At 69.6% G+C, this 16,015-nt stretch carries 10 protein-coding genes and 1 pseudogene; 3 read left to right on the top strand and 8 right to left on the bottom strand.

What is annotated here, in order from left to right:
• Positions 1-112: 112 nt before the first annotated feature.
• Positions 113-913: a crotonase/enoyl-CoA hydratase family protein gene (locus tag ACWFRU_RS24915; protein WP_453690378.1), complete on the bottom strand. Its 801-nt coding sequence runs from the start codon at positions 911-913 to the stop codon at positions 113-115.
• Between the two features lie 202 nt (positions 914-1,115).
• Here ACWFRU_RS24915 and ACWFRU_RS24910 point away from each other — a divergent pair, with 202 nt between their 5' ends.
• Complete coding sequence (locus ACWFRU_RS24910) at positions 1,116-2,735, top strand: acyl-CoA synthetase (RefSeq protein WP_453690377.1); 1,620 nt, start codon at positions 1,116-1,118, stop codon at positions 2,733-2,735.
• On the opposite strand, the gene ACWFRU_RS24905 is transcribed toward ACWFRU_RS24910, so the two are convergent.
• The gene (locus ACWFRU_RS24905) at positions 2,727-3,359 is read right to left on the bottom strand and encodes a chorismate mutase (RefSeq protein ID WP_453690376.1); all 633 of its coding nucleotides are present in this window, start codon (positions 3,357-3,359) and stop codon (positions 2,727-2,729) included. The genes ACWFRU_RS24910 and ACWFRU_RS24905 overlap by 9 nt on opposite strands.
• 177 nt (positions 3,360-3,536) lie before the next feature.
• On the opposite strand from ACWFRU_RS24905, the gene paaK reads away from it, so the two are divergent.
• The gene (paaK, locus tag ACWFRU_RS24900) at positions 3,537-4,823 is read left to right on the top strand and encodes a phenylacetate--CoA ligase PaaK (protein ID WP_453690375.1); all 1,287 of its coding nucleotides are present in this window, start codon (positions 3,537-3,539) and stop codon (positions 4,821-4,823) included.
• 18 nt (positions 4,824-4,841) lie between these two features.
• On the opposite strand, the pseudogene ACWFRU_RS24895 reads toward paaK, so the two are convergent.
• Together ACWFRU_RS24895 and ACWFRU_RS24890 are read right to left on the bottom strand one after the other, a co-directional pair.
• Positions 4,842-5,390: pseudogene (locus ACWFRU_RS24895) on the bottom strand (AMP-binding enzyme); the annotation flags it as partial.
• A complete protein-coding gene (locus tag ACWFRU_RS24890) occupies positions 5,377-6,297 on the bottom strand; it encodes a hypothetical protein (RefSeq protein ID WP_453690374.1) in 921 nt (306 codons plus the stop codon). The gene ACWFRU_RS24890 and the pseudogene ACWFRU_RS24895, both read right to left, overlap by 14 nt.
• A 144-nt stretch (positions 6,298-6,441) precedes the next feature.
• Between ACWFRU_RS24890 and ACWFRU_RS24885 the strand changes: the two genes are divergently transcribed.
• Positions 6,442-6,639 (top strand): hypothetical protein, encoded by a 198-nt coding sequence (locus tag ACWFRU_RS24885; protein ID WP_453690373.1) that lies wholly within the window; start codon positions 6,442-6,444, stop codon positions 6,637-6,639.
• Positions 6,640-6,749: 110 nt separating this feature from the next.
• On the opposite strand, the gene ACWFRU_RS24880 is transcribed toward ACWFRU_RS24885, so the two are convergent.
• Genes ACWFRU_RS24880 through ACWFRU_RS24865 form a run of 4 tightly spaced genes read right to left on the bottom strand, consistent with a single transcriptional unit; the run spans position 6,750 to position 15,230 of the window.
• The gene (locus ACWFRU_RS24880) at positions 6,750-8,030 is read right to left on the bottom strand and encodes a TIGR02679 family protein (protein ID WP_453690372.1); all 1,281 of its coding nucleotides are present in this window, start codon (positions 8,028-8,030) and stop codon (positions 6,750-6,752) included.
• Positions 8,027-12,283, bottom strand: a complete 4,257-nt coding sequence (locus ACWFRU_RS24875; RefSeq protein ID WP_453690371.1) for a TIGR02680 family protein — start codon at positions 12,281-12,283, stop codon at positions 8,027-8,029. The genes ACWFRU_RS24880 and ACWFRU_RS24875 overlap by 4 nt, the downstream gene beginning before the upstream one ends.
• Positions 12,280-13,605 (bottom strand): TIGR02678 family protein, encoded by a 1,326-nt coding sequence (locus ACWFRU_RS24870; RefSeq protein ID WP_453690370.1) that lies wholly within the window; start codon positions 13,603-13,605, stop codon positions 12,280-12,282. Before ACWFRU_RS24870 ends, ACWFRU_RS24875 begins: the two co-directional genes overlap by 4 nt.
• Positions 13,602-15,230, bottom strand: coding sequence for a TIGR02677 family protein (locus tag ACWFRU_RS24865; RefSeq protein WP_453690369.1), 1,629 nt, complete (start codon positions 15,228-15,230; stop codon positions 13,602-13,604). The genes ACWFRU_RS24870 and ACWFRU_RS24865 overlap by 4 nt, the downstream gene beginning before the upstream one ends.
• Positions 15,231-16,015: the final 785 nt, after the last annotated feature.

Genomic DNA, 16,015 nt, shown 5'->3' with positions numbered 1-16,015 from the left:
CGTCAGGGGCGCGGGGCGGGGACGCCCCGTCAGGGGCGCGGCACGGAGGCGCCCGTCAGGGGCGCGGGGAACTGCGCGACCAGCCCCCACCGGCCCGCAGGTGGCAATCGACCTAGGCGCGCCGAAACACCGGGGGCCGTTTCTCGGCAAAGGCTCTGGAGCCCTCCTTCGCATCGGCGGTATCAAAGATCGGCCACCCCCGCTTCAACTCCGCCGCGAGCCCGTCCGCCTCGGACATCTCCGCGGCCTCGTACACGGACGCCTTGACCGCCTCGACGGCGAGCGGCCCGCACGCGTTGATCTGCTCGGCGATGGCGAGGGCCTTCTCCAGGGCGGTGCCGTCCGGGACGACCTGTCCGATGAGGCCGATGGACGCGGCCTCGTCGGCCGTGTAGGGCCGCCCCGTCAGCAGCATCTCCAGGGCATGCGTACGGGGAATCTGCCGCGGCAGTCGCACGGTCGAGCCGCCGATGGGGAACAGGCCGCGCTTCACCTCGAAGAGCCCGAACGTCGCGGACTCACCCGCGACGCGGATGTCGGTGCCCTGGAGGATCTCCGTGCCGCCCGCGACGCAGTACCCCTCGACCGCGGCGATGACGGGCTTGCGGGGGCGGTGGTGGCGCAGCATCGCCTTCCAGTGCAGGTCGGGGTCGGCCTTCATACGGTCCCGGTACCGCTCACCGTCCATGCCCTTGCCCGCGAGGGCCTTGAGGTCCATGCCGGCGCAGAACGCGCCGCCCGCTCCGGTGAGCACCACGGAACGGATGTCGTCGTCCTCGTCGGCGGCCACCCATCCGTCGTAGAGGCCCACCAGCATCGGCAGCGAGAGCGCGTTCTTCGCCTCCGGCCGGTTGAGCGTGAGTATCAGTGTGGCGCCTTCGCGCTGCACAGCGAGATGTTCCGTCCCACCCATGGCCGTGCTCCCTCTTCGCCTGCTGTCGGCTTCGGACCTGGAACAGGTTGCAGTAGGCGGGGAGCCAGTTCAATAGTTTTCTGACAGGCAGTCAGATTTCTTGGACGGGGACCCTTCACACTTGTGGGCACCTCTGCTCTGATGACCGCCAGAAGAGAAGACCAGAAGAGAAGAAGAGATGGCGCCGGGGTCAGGAGGAGCGGTGGAGTACAACCTTGCCGACCTGTTCGAGTCGGTCGTCGACGTGGTCCCCGACCGCGAGGCGCTCGTGTACATCGATCACCCCGGCACCGGGGAGGAACGCAGGCTGACGTACGCCGAGCTCGACCGGGCCGCCAACCGCATCGCACACCACCTGATCGACAGCGGCCTGAAGCCCGGCGAGCATCTGGGGCTGCACCTCTACAACGGCGTCGAGTACCTCCAGACCGTCCTCGCCTGCCTCAAGGCCCGCCTCGTCCCCGTCAACGTGAACTACCGATACGTGGAAGAGGAGTTGATCTACCTCTACCGCGACGCCGACCTCGCCGCGCTCGTCTTCGACGCGGAGTTCACCGAGCGGGTCGCGGCCGCGTTGCCGCGCACGGAGAAGCTGCGGCATCTGGTGCGGGTGGGGACCCCGCCGGACGACGCGCCCGCGCTCGACGTGGTGGCCTTCACCGAGGCGGAGGCGGCGGGTTCGCCGGAGCGCGGCTTCGGTCCGCGCTCGGCGGACGACCTGTTCATCATCTACACCGGCGGCACCACCGGCATGCCCAAGGGCGTCATGTGGCGCCAGGAGGACCTGTTCTTCGCCGGGCTCTTCGGCGGGGAGCCCGCGGGCGAGCCGGTGAAGCGGCCCGAGGAGCTGGCGGAGCGCGTCGCGGCGGGCGGCCCCGGCATCACGTTCTTCCCCGCTCCCCCGCTGATGCACGGCACCTCGACGCTGACGTCGTTCATCGCCTTCAACTACGGCCAGCGGGTGGCCATTCACCGCAAGTACGTCCCCGAGGAGTTGCTCCGCACGATCGAGCGGGAGAAGGTCTCCAGTGTGTCGCTGGTGGGCGACGCGATGCTCAGGCCGCTCATCGACGCCCTGCACGGGCCGCTCAAGGACACGGACCTGTCGTCGCTCTTCAGCGTGTCGTCCTCCGGGGCGATCATGTCGGAGACCGTGCGCGCCCAGTTCCAGGAACTGGCCCCGAACGTCCTGCTCCTGAACAACTTCGGGTCCTCCGAGTCCGGCTCCAACGGCAAGGCAACGGACGACTCCGGCCCGGAGAAGGGCTTCCGACTGGAGGTCAACGAACGTACGCAGGTGGTGGATCTGGCCACCCACGAGCCGGTGCCGGTGGGCGTGGTGGGCCGCCTGGCCCAGCGCGGCCATGTACCGCTCGGCTACTACAACGACCCGGTCAAGACCGCCGAGACGTTCTTCCAGAAGGACGGGGAGCGCTGGGTGCTGCTCGGTGACATGGCCACGGTCGACGAGGAGGGCATCGTCACCGTCCTCGGCCGGGGCTCGCAGTGCATCAACACCGGTGGCGAGAAGGTGTATCCAGAGGAGGTCGAGCAGGCGCTCAAGTCCCATCCGGACGTGTACGACGCGCTGGTCGCCGGGGTCCCCGACGAGCGCTGGGGCAACCGCGTGGCCGCGGTCGTCCAACTACGCGACGGGGCACCCCCGTTGGACCTCGAAGCCCTCCAGACCCACTGCCGCACCCACCTCGCCGGCTACAAGATCCCCCGCGCCGTGGTCTTCACCGACGAAGTCCAGCGCTCCCCGAGCGGCAAGGCGGACTACCGCTGGGCGAAGGCGGTGGCCGCGAAGGCGTCAGGCTGAGCAGACGGACGGAAGCGCCCGTCCCAGAGCCACGGCGTGCAGCGCATCGAGCTGCCGCTCACCCCGCACCCGTACGCCCGCCGCCACCACGAGCCCCCGGCAGGACGGCGCCGTCCGGGCATCCGGAGACGCGGCGATCCCCCGCACCAACTCCCCGTTCACCCGGTTGATCTCCTTGCGCACCTCCGCGAGATCAGGCCGCTCCTCCGGCGCCTGCGCCGGGTCCGCGTCCCACCGCCGGTGCAACTCCCGCTGCACCACCTTGTTGGCCTCGATCTGATCCCGGAAGATCCGCACCGTCGCCTCGCGATCGGCGCCGAGATCCCGCGCCTGCCGCGCGACGTCGTCGAGCACCTGCTTCTCGCGGGCCGGGTCGTCGACGGGGCTGCCCGTCCCGTACTTCGCGGCGGCGACGAGATCCGCGGTGGCCAGGCGCTGCGCGGCGAGATCGACCAGCGAGTGCAGCCGGGCGTACGACGACACGGCAGACTGCTGCGCCGGGGAAGCGGCGACCGCCACCCCGCCCCCGCTACCGGCGAGCAGCGCCACCGTCACGGCCCCGGCAGCAAGCAGACGCCTCACGGACGAGACGGGACGCACGGCGATTCCCCTGGATGTCGGCATGGGGGCGATCATCACATCCCACGCCGCACCCGGACAATGCCGCGAGGCCATCGCGCCGCAGCTCAAGGCCGCCCTGCGCGATCTCTTGACGGCCGCCTCCGTGGCTGGATTACTGACCTTGACGGAAGATCGACGACCGAATGATCGGTCGCCCGTTTGGGACGGGAGAAACCGCATATGACGGCCATGCTGGACGCGGCGGAGCGCCTCGGGCGCGAGGAGCTCGAGGCGCTGCAGCTGGAGCGCCTCCAGGACACCTTGCTGCACGCGTACGAGAACGTGCCCTTCTACCGGGCGGCGTTCGACAAGGCGGGCCTGCGCCCCGACGACTGCCGCACGCTCGCCGACCTGTCCCGCTTCCCCTTCACGGCCAAGACCGACCTGCGGGACAACTACCCCTTCGGGATGTTCGCGGTCGAGCAGTCCGAGGTGCGGCGCCTGCACGCGTCCAGCGGCACCACGGGCCGGCCCACCGTCGTCGGCTACACCGAGCAGGACCTGACGATGTGGGCGGACGTCGTCGCCCGCTCGATCCGCGCGGCGGGCGGCCGCCCCGGCCACAAGGTCCATGTGGCGTACGGATACGGCCTGTTCACCGGCGGACTCGGCGCGCACTACGGAGCCGAGCGCCTCGGCTGCACGGTGATCCCCGCGTCCGGCGGCATGACGGCGCGCCAGGTCCAGCTGATCCAGGACTTCCGCCCCGAGATCATCATGGTCACGCCCTCCTACATGCTCACGCTCCTGGAGGAGTTCGAGCGCCAGGGCGTCGACCCGCGCACCACGTCCCTGAAGGTCGGCATCTTCGGCGCCGAGCCGTGGACGGAGGAGATGCGCGCCGAGATCGAGGAGCGGTTCGCGATCGACGCCGTCGACATATACGGGCTCTCGGAGGTCATCGGCCCCGGCGTCGCGCAGGAGTGCGTGGAGACCAAGGACGGCCTGCACATCTGGGAGGACCACTTCTATCCGGAGGTGGTGGACCCGATCACCGGCGAGGTGCTGCCGGACGGCGAGCGCGGCGAGCTGGTCTTCACCTCCCTCACCAAGGAGGCCATGCCCGTCATCCGCTACCGCACCCGTGATCTGACCCGGCTCCTGCCCGGCACCGCACGGGTCTTCCGCCGGATGGAGAAGATCACGGGCCGCTCGGACGACATGGTGATCCTGCGCGGGGTGAACCTCTTCCCCACGCAGGTGGAGGAGATCGTCCTGCGGACCCCGGGCGTCGCCCCGCACTTCCAGCTGCGCCTGACCCGCGAGGGCCGCATGGACGCGCTGACGGTCCGGGCCGAGTCCCGCGCGGACACGACTCCCGAGCGGCGCGAGGCGGCGGCCCGGGAGATCGCGTCGGCCGTGAAGGACGGCATCGGGGTCTCGGTGAAGGTCGAGATCGTCGATCCGGAGACCATCGAGCGGTCGGTGGGGAAGTTCAAGCGGATCGTGGACCTGCGCGACAAGTAGCCGCGAGGTCCGCGGCGGTCACGACGCGCTGAACCGGTCCCGCAGCTCCCGCTTGAGGATCTTCCCGCTCGCGTTGCGCGGCAGCTCGTCCACGAACAGGACCCGTTTGGGCGCCTTGAAGTGGGCGAGCTTCTCACGCGCGTGCTCGATGAGTTCCGCCTCGGTGACCTCGCCCTTGCGTACGACGACCGCGGTGACCGCCTCGATCCAGCGCTCGTCCGGCAGCCCGATCACGGCCGTCTCCGCCACGCCTTCGTGGGTGTAGAGCGCGTCCTCGACCTGGCGGGAGGCGACGAGGACACCGCCGGAGTTGATGACGTCCTTCACCCGGTCGACGACGGTGAAATACCCGTCCTCGTCCCGCACCGCCAGGTCCCCGGAGTGGAACCACCCGTCACGGAACGCCTCCTTGGTCTCCTCCGGCTTGTCCCAGTAGCCCTCGCACAACTGCGGCGAGTGGTAGACGACTTCACCCTGCGTCCCGTCGGGCACCTCAAGGCCGCGCTCGTCCACGATCCGCGCCTCCACGAAGAGCACGGGGCGCCCGCGGTCATCATCGCGCCCTTGGATCGCATGTGATCGAGCTCCTTTCTGTGCTGAGGATGAGTCCGTCGATGAGCTCGGCCTTCATCTGCATGCGCGGCAGCCGGGCCGGTGGGGGCTGCGCCCCCTCGTTACCCAGCAGGGCAACCGCCTCGGCCCACGCGCCTGACGCCAGCCATCGGCCCCAGGCGGCCCGCAAGCCCTGGGGGTTGGTCAACTCTGCGAGCGCGGGCCACGACGCCTCATGGCGGGCCTTGTGCAGCAGGGCCTCAAGGATGCGGCGCTGTGGTAGTCGGCGGTCCGCGCGGTGCCGCGCTCTGATGGTCGGCTCGACCCGCGCCCACCCCTCATCGCTGACGACGGGGACGTCTAGCCCCTTCTCCCTGAACCAGTTGGTCACCGGGCAGGTCCGCGCCGCGTCGGGTACCGGTTCGAGAAGCGTGATCTTGATGTTCATCATGCCGACGATCTCGGCCATGTCATCGAGATTCATCGCCAGACGCTTCGCAGCCGTGTCGGCCAGGCGCTGGAGCTCATCGGCCCGTCCCCGTGCAGCGAGACTCTCGCCACGCCATGCGGCGACCTGCTCTCGCTGAGCGGCCAGTTCGGTGCGCTGGTCCCTGAGCGCCTTCGTCGCGATACGGATGGCCTCTTCCGGATTGTCGTCGTCCTGTGCCGCTGCGGCCATCACTGCACCGATCGCCCGGTCTTTCTGGGCAATGTCCCGGTCGAGATGAAATAGGCGCTCTTCGAAATCGATGCCTGCCTCACGGCCGATCACGCGGTCGGCGCACTGCCACGTCGGAGCGCACACTGCCGAGGACCACGAGCCCGTAGTCCGGCTCAACTTCGATGACGACGACAGGGTCGTGAATGTCGAACTCATCACCGAGCCAGTCGCGAACCCAGCCAGGGTGATGATGACCGGCACGCGCTGAAGCTCCGGTATGCCCAAACACGAGATGCGGCAATACACAAGGCCCATGAGTTGATCGCGACGCACGTGTCGCGAAGCGCTCGAACTGCGGCTGCGGGACTAATACTCCAGCCGCAAAAAAATCGCTACGTGAGAAAGATGTCGACGCGTCAGCGCACGGCCGATCTCCGCGCCTTCACCACCATCGTCGGCACGCCCGCAGCTCTGATCGCCTTGAATCCGCCTTCCGATCAGGTCATCGCGAGCACCTCCGCCGCGGCCGTTCTCTACTCCGCCCTGGCGCCAGGGCGGAGGCACGCCGCCGTCACAGGGCTCCGGGGGACGGCATGGCGCTAGCTCTGCTGCCGCTTCCGACTCCGGGGCAGTGTCCGAGTCGGAAACCCGCCCAGGCCGGGGGGTGCTTCGGAACAGGTCGGCTCCCGGGGCCCGGCATGGTGCCGTCGTCTCTACGCCTGGCGTGACAGGTCGGCCACCAAGAGGTCGAGAGTGGCCTCCTCATGGAGCGCGACGCCGAGGGCGGTCATGGCAGGGGCGAGATCCGAGTCCCAGTCCGCGTCGACCGGCTGGCCGTCGAGTGCCAGTTGAGGGGTGCCCTCAGCCTGGCTGCGAGCGGCCAGGTGCTCGTAGTCCGCGGTGCCCATGCGCCACGGTCGGGCTTCGTAGCGGCGGATGACCCGGTTGGCGAGAGCGATCCCGGGCCAGTCGAAGTCGCCGTGGTAGGCGAAGCGGCAACCCGTGGCGGCGAGGGCGTCGAGAAGCGTAATGACCACTGTGGCGGCGCTGCCGGAGGTGCACACGATGGGCTGGACGCAGGCCGCGTCCGCCGCGGCTTCCACCACGCGCGGATTCTCACAGATGTGGATGAGCGTTGCGGCGGGGAGCTGCAGCCGGAGGTCATGCAGGTCGCGGGGTGTGACGTGAACCTCGGCGTGATGGTCGGCTCGCTCCCGCAGAGCACGCTCCCGCCAGCCTTCGCCGTCGGGCCGCAGCCCATAGGTGAGCACCGTGCTGGAGACCTCGTCCGGCGTGACGGACACCAGCCGCCACAGAGCGCGTCGGCCGGCCGCGTCGTCGGGGAACTCGGTGCCATGGGCGAGGGCGACCCCGCGTTGGACGAGGCGTGCGAGCCAGGTGCCGTCGTCCAGGCCGTGCGCGGAGCCGGTCGTCATGGCGGCGAGTTCTCCTCGGCCGCGTGTGCCGTTGCGTTCAGGTCCCTCGGGTCCGAGGAGAGCAGTGAGGACTTGGATCGCCTGCTGGAGTGTCCATATCGCCGCTTCGGGCGTCACTCCTCTCGGAACACCGGCACGACGCAGCAGGTCGTACCACTGTCGGGGCCATTCCTGGTTGGCGAGTGGGGAGGCATCCAGTGACGAAGCAAGGGACGACCACACCTGCTCTCGTCGTGCTGCCACGTCCGCGCGGGCGGCACGGCGGTCGGTGAGTGGCGGGCCGAGTTCCTCCAGGGTCTGTCTGAGGCCGACTCCGGCGGCCGAGGCGCGTAGCCGTGCGTCGAGCACGTCGAGCCGTATGGTCACGGCGGCACCTGTGAGAGGTTTGCCCAGCAGGAGAGACAGGTCGTTGCGTTCCTGGGCGTTCATCGCGGTCAGCCGGAGCGAACCCGTGGCCTGAACGCCGTTGCTCTCCAGGCGTTTACGTACCCCCTTCCAGAGCCGGGTGAGTCCAGGTCCCGTCAGCCAGTCGCGCGTTGCGGCGGGCAGCCCGCTCATACGGACACCAGACGTCGGTGCCGACCGTTCCAGGTGTAGTGCAGGGTGGCCACGCCTCGGACATGAGGGTCACGGAGGCACTCATAGATGTGCAGGGACGGAACCTCGGGCCAGTTGCCCATGAGCCGCTCGCTGGTGAGGACGAAGTCGAGATCGAGGTCGACGAGGATACGGCCCAGTCGGCCATGGGTGGGTTCGTCGACCTTGGCGAAGGCGTCATCCAGGAGAATCAGGCGTGGCGCATGCGGTGCCGACTCGGCGAGGCTGGTGAAGTGGGCGGCTGCTGCGGCGAAGAGCACGAGGTAGGAGAGCACGCGTTGTTCGCCCTGGCTGAGACCTGTCCGGCCGGTCAGTTTCCGACGGCGGCCTGGGGCCGCGTCCTCGACCACGAAGGTGTGGAAACGGAACCAGTCGCGGTAGTCCAGCGCGGCCCGCAGATGGGCGGCGTAACCGGCTGACGGGTCGGCGAGTCGGGCGTCCTCGATCCGGCGTTGCAGGACTTCGCGGAGTTGCTCGGTCTCCTCGCGCGTCCTGAGGCTCGACGGACTGCGCAGCAACTCGACGGCCGCGCGCACATCCGCGTCCACGTCCTCGTCCAGCTTCCACAGCAGCTCGACGCCGAGGCCGTGGGAGGTGCGCACGGTCCGCAGGGTGTCGTTGAGAGCTGCGACCAGGTTCGCCGCGGTGATGACCTGTGCCGAGAGGTGGTCGCCGAGCTCACCGGTCAGGAACCGCTGGAAGACCTCACGTTCGCGCTCGGTGAGCCGTCCCCGGGCCTCCGCCGCCTGGACAGCGATCCGCTCGCCCACGGCCGCGACGTCATGGGAACCGTGGTCGTCGACCAGGCGGCACACCTTGATCCCGTCGCGCTCCTCCATCTGCGCGTCGAATCCGCCGGCCAGTTGGTCGCGCAGATCGGTGTGACGGTTGAGGAGGGTACTGTCCGACACCTCGCCCTTCGGGCGGCCGAGGGCCTGTTCTACGGCCTCGGCGAGAGCCCGTAGCGCGCGCAGACGGCTGCGGACGTCCACGCTCGGATCGTCCGACATGTACTCGGGTAGCGAGGAACGATCGAGACCGGCGCCGAGCACCACCTCGGGTCGGCTGAGGGCACCGCGCAGAGTGCTGCCGGTCTCGATGACGGCCGCCTCCTGGTCCGCCAGGGTCCCGCGCAGGCGTTTCTCGTCCTCTTCCGCGCGCACGCGCAGGTCGTGGAGGTCGTCGCGGGCTCGTTGCGCCCCGGGCAGGCTGCGGACGGCGTTCGCGATGCGCTGCTTGGCCTCCTGCTCGCGGGAGAGGATCTCCTCCTCGGACGATCCGATGGCCTCCTCGCGGGTGCGCAGGTCCTGTTCAGCGGTGCGCAGCCCGGCGAGGTGGAGCCGGTAGCTCTCGTCCGCCGCCAGGCGATCCTCTTGGGCGCGTCCGTACCGGTCGGCATCGGCCTGGTTCGTACCGAGCCGCTCGCCCGTGCCGCTGACTGCCCTGCGCAGATGCCCGACGCCGCTGAGCAGACCGGCAAGTGCGGTACGCACACGGTCCAGGGCGGCCGGGTCGCCGGGCAGGTCGTGGGTGGTCGCGGTGGCCTCCGCCTCGGTCCGCGCCGATACCGCGAGAGCGCGTGTCTCCTCGGCCAGCCGTGCCGCCCGGGTTGCCTTGGCGGTCAGGTCGCGCAGGGTCCGCTCGGCTGATTCGGTCCTGCTCCAGGCGTCCGCGAGATTCCGTGCCCTGGGGAAGTCCCGTTCCGCAAGCGTGAGAGCCCGACGCATGGCATCCGCTGCGGCGAGTTCCTCGCGGACATCGGCCAGCCGCTGTTCCGTCTGCGCGATCCGCTCCTCCAACTCGGCGAGGATGCGTCGCCGAGTCTCGGCGCGTACGGCGGCCCCCACATACTCGGTGTCGCCCTTGTCATGACGACCGTTGAGTACGCCCAGACGCCAACTTCCGTCGTAGAAAACCGCGTTGTGCGCGGTGGTCTCCTGAGCCGATGCGAGTGCGATGGTGGCCAGGAGACCCCGCACCTGCTCGGAGGTGACGCCGCAACCCGGTTCAGGGGCTGGGCGCAAGGCTGAGGCGAGAGTCGGCCCGTCGGACAGCACAGGACCCGGCTGGAGAAGGGTGTCCCGGGTGCGCGGATCGAGAAGGACGCCGCCCGCACTCACCCACGCGTCCAGGATTCCACTCGCCTCCAGCGCCCCTTCCAGCCCGGCTCGGTCGGCCGGAGCCAGGTCGTCCACAAAGTCCACGAGCCGATAGAAGGGGGCTCCACTGCCCGGCGTCCTCGCGGCGGCACGATGGTGCGGGGCCGGCGGCTCGGGGTCGGTACGTTGTTCCCAGTCCCGCTTCTGCTCCGCCAGGTGGTCGAGTGCCTCGCCGAGCCGGTTGACGCCAAGTGCCAGGGCGTCCCGGCGTCCGGTGAGTTCCTCGCCGTACGGTTCGAGCGCGGCCTGAGCGGTTCGCCACGCCTGGCCGTCGATGTCGGGCGGCAGCGTGCGGTCCGCGAACGGCGCGTCGGTAGAGACTTCGTGGCCGACGGTGGTGTGGACGGCGTCCAGGGACGGGCAGTCGGGACCCAGCGCAGTCTGAGTGCGCCCCGCCCACTCGGCGACTTGGCGGGAGTAGGCGCCGCTCTCCTCAGTGACCTTCTCACGGCTGCCCTCGACATGGCCGGCGGCCTCTTCCGCCTCGCCCTCCAGCCGTTCCCGCTCGGCATCGGCCTGAGCCGCCCCGACCCGGGCCTCGTCCGCCCGTGAGATGAGGCGGGTCACCTCCTGAACCATCCGGGCCCGGTTTCTGGCGACCGCCTCGGCGTCCTCCAACTGGTTCTGCCAGGACCGCAGCCCTCCCTGTGCCGTGACCGTGTCCACGCGGGCCACCGACCGGTGCCGTACGGTGCGCGTCTCCCCTTCCGGAGTCGTCAGCTCGGTCTCGGTGGCCTGGGCGAGAACCGTGCGTGGCAGAGCCACCGCCTCGCCGAGATGGCCGGTGGGAAGCCCGGCCTTCTCCGCCTGCGATAGCAGCTCCCGGTGTTCGGTTCCCAGCTCGGCCAGTCGGCTTCCGAGGCGTTCGACACCTTCGGCCAGCCGGTCCGCCGAGCCCTCCTCCGCGTCGTGGGCGTTGCTCAGGGTGGTGAACGCGGCAGTGGCGGCGGTGTGCAGCGCCTCCACCGTGCCGCGGCGCTCCGACAGTTCGCGCAGGCTGCGGTAGGCGTGACTGGCGTGCAGGGCGGCCAGGTCGGTCCGGGCGTTCTGTTCCTCGTCGCGCAGGGTCTCCAGTCGGCACTCCGACTCCTCCTCCTGCGTCCTCAGGTCGCTCGTCCGCTGTGCGGCGTCTCCGGCCGCCCGGCGCCGCTGAGCGAGGACGCCCAGCTCGTGGCTCACTCTCTGGGCAGAGGTGCGCAGAACTCCGGCCAGGTAGCCGCGGTAACTGGTGAGGAACGTGCGCAAGGCCGCGTCGGTGCGTTCCAGGCGGCCGAGTTCGTCCCGTACGGCGTCGAGGTCGTGGAGGTTGCGTGCCACCTTCTCGACCACGTCCTCGTCGAGCCCCGGCAGGGTCTCGCTCAGCAGGGAGACCAGGCCCCCGTGTTCGATGCGGTCGCCGACCGTCGGGCGCCGCAGCCGGTGGAGGAGCTGGGTGAGGTTGCGGTAGCGCGTCGCGTCGGTGATGCCGAACAGTTCCCGGGCCACGCGCGAGCGGTGCTGAACCGCACGGTCGGTCGTGTTGTCGGAGCCGACGATCTCCTTGAGCCGGTCGACCGGCAGCGGCTTACCGGCCTCGACCAGGTGCAGGTCCTCACCGATACGCAGCGGGGTGACGAAGAACGTCGGCAGCGCCTTCTGCGTCGACTTCGAGGCGCGGATGGCGGCACCGAGCGTCAGGTGGCGGTGACCGCCGTCGTCGGCAGTGCCCCGGAGCTCCACCCACAGGTACCCGAGACGGTTGGTCTGCTCGAACCCGTCCAGCATCAGCCAGGCGAGTGTGGTGCGGCCGGTGCCGGTCGCGTCCAATGCCCGGGAGTCGCCGTCCAAAAGGTATGGAAGCAGCATCTCCAGGGCCTTGGACTTGCCCGCGCCGTTCTTGCCGCGCAGCAGCAGCCGTCCGTCGCCGAAGGAGAACTCCTGCTCGTCGTACTGCCAGACGTTCTGGATGCCCGCCCGGTGCAGCCGGAAGCGGGTGCTGGCGGTCGTCGCAGGGCCGGTGGGTGTCGCAGCGCTGGAACGCGGCAGCGGAACGAGGCCACGCGCGTCGGTGGTCATAGCGGCAACTCCTCTTGAACGTTTGTGTCTTTGCCGGCTGCGGTGGCCGGGCGCACCGTGACTCGGGTGGCGTAGCGGGCCGCTGCTGCCAGCAGCACCCAGCCGTCGCCGCCGGGCCGTGCACCATGGACATCGGTCACTGTGCGGCCTTCCGACGCCTCTTCGACGTAACCGTCCGGCAGTCCTTCGCCCTCGGCGCGCAGCCGGCCCGCGCGGGCCATCAGCCGCATGCGGACCAGCAGGTCCAGTACGGCCTCTCGCAGGGAGGGAAGGTCCTCCAGGTAGCCGCGTTGCCAGTTGCTGCGCTGCCCGTACTCGGTGACCAGCCCGGCCAGCACCTCGTCCACCAGGCCGTCAGGGACGGCCATCCCGATGACGAGCGTGCCGCCGGTCGCCGGATGCCCCGGTTCCTGCGGCCGAAGCCGTTCCACGAGCCGTTCCGTCAGCAGCAGCGCGGCCTGTGCGACGGTCCCGGTGCCCGGCAGGTGCAGATCCGTGAGCTCCTCCTCGGGGTCCACCAGCGCCACGCCCTCGGCACGGATCTCCATCTCCAGGCCCAGGAGTTCGGAGAAAGCCTGGGCTTCCCGGCGCTGCCGGGTGCGCAGCCAGTCGCGCTCGGCGTTCGTCAGCTCGTCGAGGTGGACGACGGGTGTCTCGACGAGCATCCGGCGCACGTAGGTGCGTGGTCCGCCGAAGCCCGGGTCCGCTGCCCGCCGGACCAGGTCGGCGCCGTCCCGTGCCTGGGAGAGCGGGCCGGCGACGACCACGCGTGCCAGCTCCCGGTCTATCGTGATCAGGGCTTCTCCGCCCGCCTCCTGTGCAAGCGCGGCCACATGGCCCTCGGTCTCGATGAGCACGCCCCAGTCGACGAGCTGGCGCAGAGCCGCGACCAGGGTGCGCTTCCCGGCCGCTCGGCCCGTTTCCTCCAGCTCGATCCCGGCGTCGGCTGCGGCAGCCCTGATATCGGCGACCAGGTGTGACAGCAGCATCTGCTCGGGCGCGGTCACCAGCACGGACAGGGCCAGCGCGAGGCAGGCGTACGTGTGTGGGGTGAACGGGGTGCCGGTGGAGCGCTCCAGCCGATGACCCGAGCCCGCCCCCAGCCCCGCCTTGAACAGCCGGGCGTAGGAGCTGTCGACCAGCAGGCGGTAGCCGAGCACTTGCTGGAACCGTTTGCCCAGCCAGTCGGCGTGCCTGCGGATCAGCGGGAAGAGGTCGGCGTGGGGGCCGTCCGACGCGATCAGCGGGTGGGCGAGCAGCAGCCGGGCTGCGGTGCGGCGCTCGGCTGCCAGGGCTACGTCGTGAGTCGAGGGGAGGGTCATGACACGCTCGCCTCCGCTTCGCCGTCGACCGCGGCGGAGAGGCGACCGATGTCCAGCTCCAGATCGTCGAGCAATAGGTCGCCGTCGGCCGAGTACAGCACTGTTTGCGTGCCCGCCGTCCGGCGCACGGTGAGGCGGATACGCAGTTCGGCGTCTTCACTGCTGGCCGAGTCGAGGTCGAACCCCGCCGTCATCTCCCCGTCCGCGCTGACGGGCCTGCTGAGTTGTGCGTTTCCGAGCGCTGTGGCCAGCAGCTCCAGGAGCAGGCCGAGCGCTGCTGACGTGAGGCGTACCTCGGCGAACCGGCCGGACGCGCTGCGCAGTTCGTCGGCTGCCGCTGCTCTGGCCGCCGCCCGCTGACGGGCTGCCTCCCTCAGCAAATGCTTTTGCGCGGAGTGGTCCTCCACCGCTGAGGCCCGGCCCCGCTGGGCCCGGCTGCCTCTTTCACGCAGGGCAACCGGCACCTCGACCACCGGACCGGTCCACCAGCTTGTGTAGGCGGGCACCACCTCGTCGGTGGCCGGAGGTATGCCCAGATGGCGGGCGCCGTACAGCCCGAAGGCGGCGACGGCTATGTCGTGTGCGTCCCGCGGCGCCGCTTCGTCGAACCAGCGGGCCAGCCGAAGCAGATCCTTGCGCCGGGACATCTCCCCGGTGGCCGACCGCAGCATCCGCTTGGCGTTGGCGAGCAGCGACTGCAACGCACGCAGGGTGGCATCGCGTAGCTGGTCGACCTGGCTGCCCTGACCGTCGGTGTTGCTGAACCAGCCGCGCAGGCCCTCCCAGTCCGCGAATTCGCGGCCCCGGCTGCGCTGGATCCGGACGTCCGGGCGGCTTTCTCCCTGTGCCTGCGCCGAGAGCCCGGTGAGCCCCTGGGCGTGGGAGTCCAGTCGGTTCAGCAGAGCCGGAATGTGCGGCCACAGGGTGTCCAATGCCGCCGAAATCCGAGGCGCGCGGAACGCCACGTCCTCCGTGATCGCCTCGACGTAGTCCAGGAGCAGCTCCTTGAAGCCCTGGTACTCGGCGCTGTCCAGGTCATAGCGGGACAGCACCTGGCCGAGGTAGGCGTAGAAGTCGCGTATGGAATCCGCAAACTCGGTGAACTGTACGAACAGCGTGCTGATCCGCTCCAGTCCGTTCTGTGGCTCGACGCCGCCCGGCGCGGTCACGAGGTCGGCCAGCTCCCGTAGTCCGCGCTCGACCAGTGCCAGCAGTTCGTTGCTCACCTCGCGGGCGGCGTCGGCTTCGGCCAGGACCCCGTCGGCGTCCCGCTGGATACGTTCGCCCAGTTTCGACAGCTGGTAGCGCGAGCGGGAACGCTGGTACTCGCTGATGCTGGACGCGTTCACCGTGTGGCTGCTGCGGAGCAGGTTTCCCCACTGGACCAGCTGCTCCAGTCGGACTGTGAGGGTGTCGGCGTCGAGTCCTGCGGCGGAAGCACCGGTCTGGCGCAGTTTCGCCATGATGTCCGGGACGGCGAGATCCGCCAGCAGCGTTCCGCAGAAGACCCGCATGATCGCGACGTGCTCCAGCCGCTCGGGCGCGCTGAGGTACGTGTACGCGTTCAGCCGCCGCCGCGCCTCCTCGTCGGCGTCCTGACCTGCACCGGATGCTGATGCCCCCATGCCCGTGAGGTTACGCGGCGCATACGGGCGCCGTCGGTTAGTGGCCGAAAATGCCACGGACGTGTGCCGGCCTGTGGCGAATCCTGTGGCAGCGGCGTGTGAGGCATGAGGGGCGGCGTCCCCGCTCACCTGATGGGCCCTTTGGGCCTGGCCGCGGTTCGGCCTCTGAGTCCTTGACGCCTCGATACATGAACCTCCCGGCCAGAAACCCATTCGAATCAAGGCGGAGAGTGCCCTGGCACATCTGCCTGCGCTCCGGCATATCGAGACTCACTGCCGAGATCCACTCCCCGCTCACTCCCCAAGCGGCCCCAGACAACGAGTCAAGCCCGGTTTCCATTTCTGGAAACCGGGCTTGACCTGGTGTTTCAGCTGTCGGGGTGGCGGGATTTTAACCCACGACCTCTTCGTCCCGAAGGAAGAGGGGGCGCTTCTGAGATCACTTCACAGAGTGCGCCTGCGTGGGTGCATGAGGTATCCCTTCTCACTCTGCTTGAACGGCTACTTCTAGCCGTCCGAACTCGTCGCAGCGCAGCGCCGCATAACCGTCCTCGCTGACCTGCACGCATAGTCGTAAGCCTCGGGATCGTCGAACGCTTGCGGCCCGCCTGGGACTTCGACTGGAAAGGCAGCTGGTAGAGCGGACAGAACGCACCCCGTCTGGTCTCGGACTTCGTTGTGTCCAGGCGCTGCGCCAGGGCGTCAATGCGGTCCATGTTGGTATCGACCTGGAACAGCCTCGCCCCCATGGCGACGGTGAGCAGCACGCCCAGGGCGACGCCCGT

It is taken from the genome of Streptomyces sp. NPDC055099 (assembly GCF_053607685.1).
This window is presented reverse-complemented; position numbering and strand designations above follow the sequence as displayed.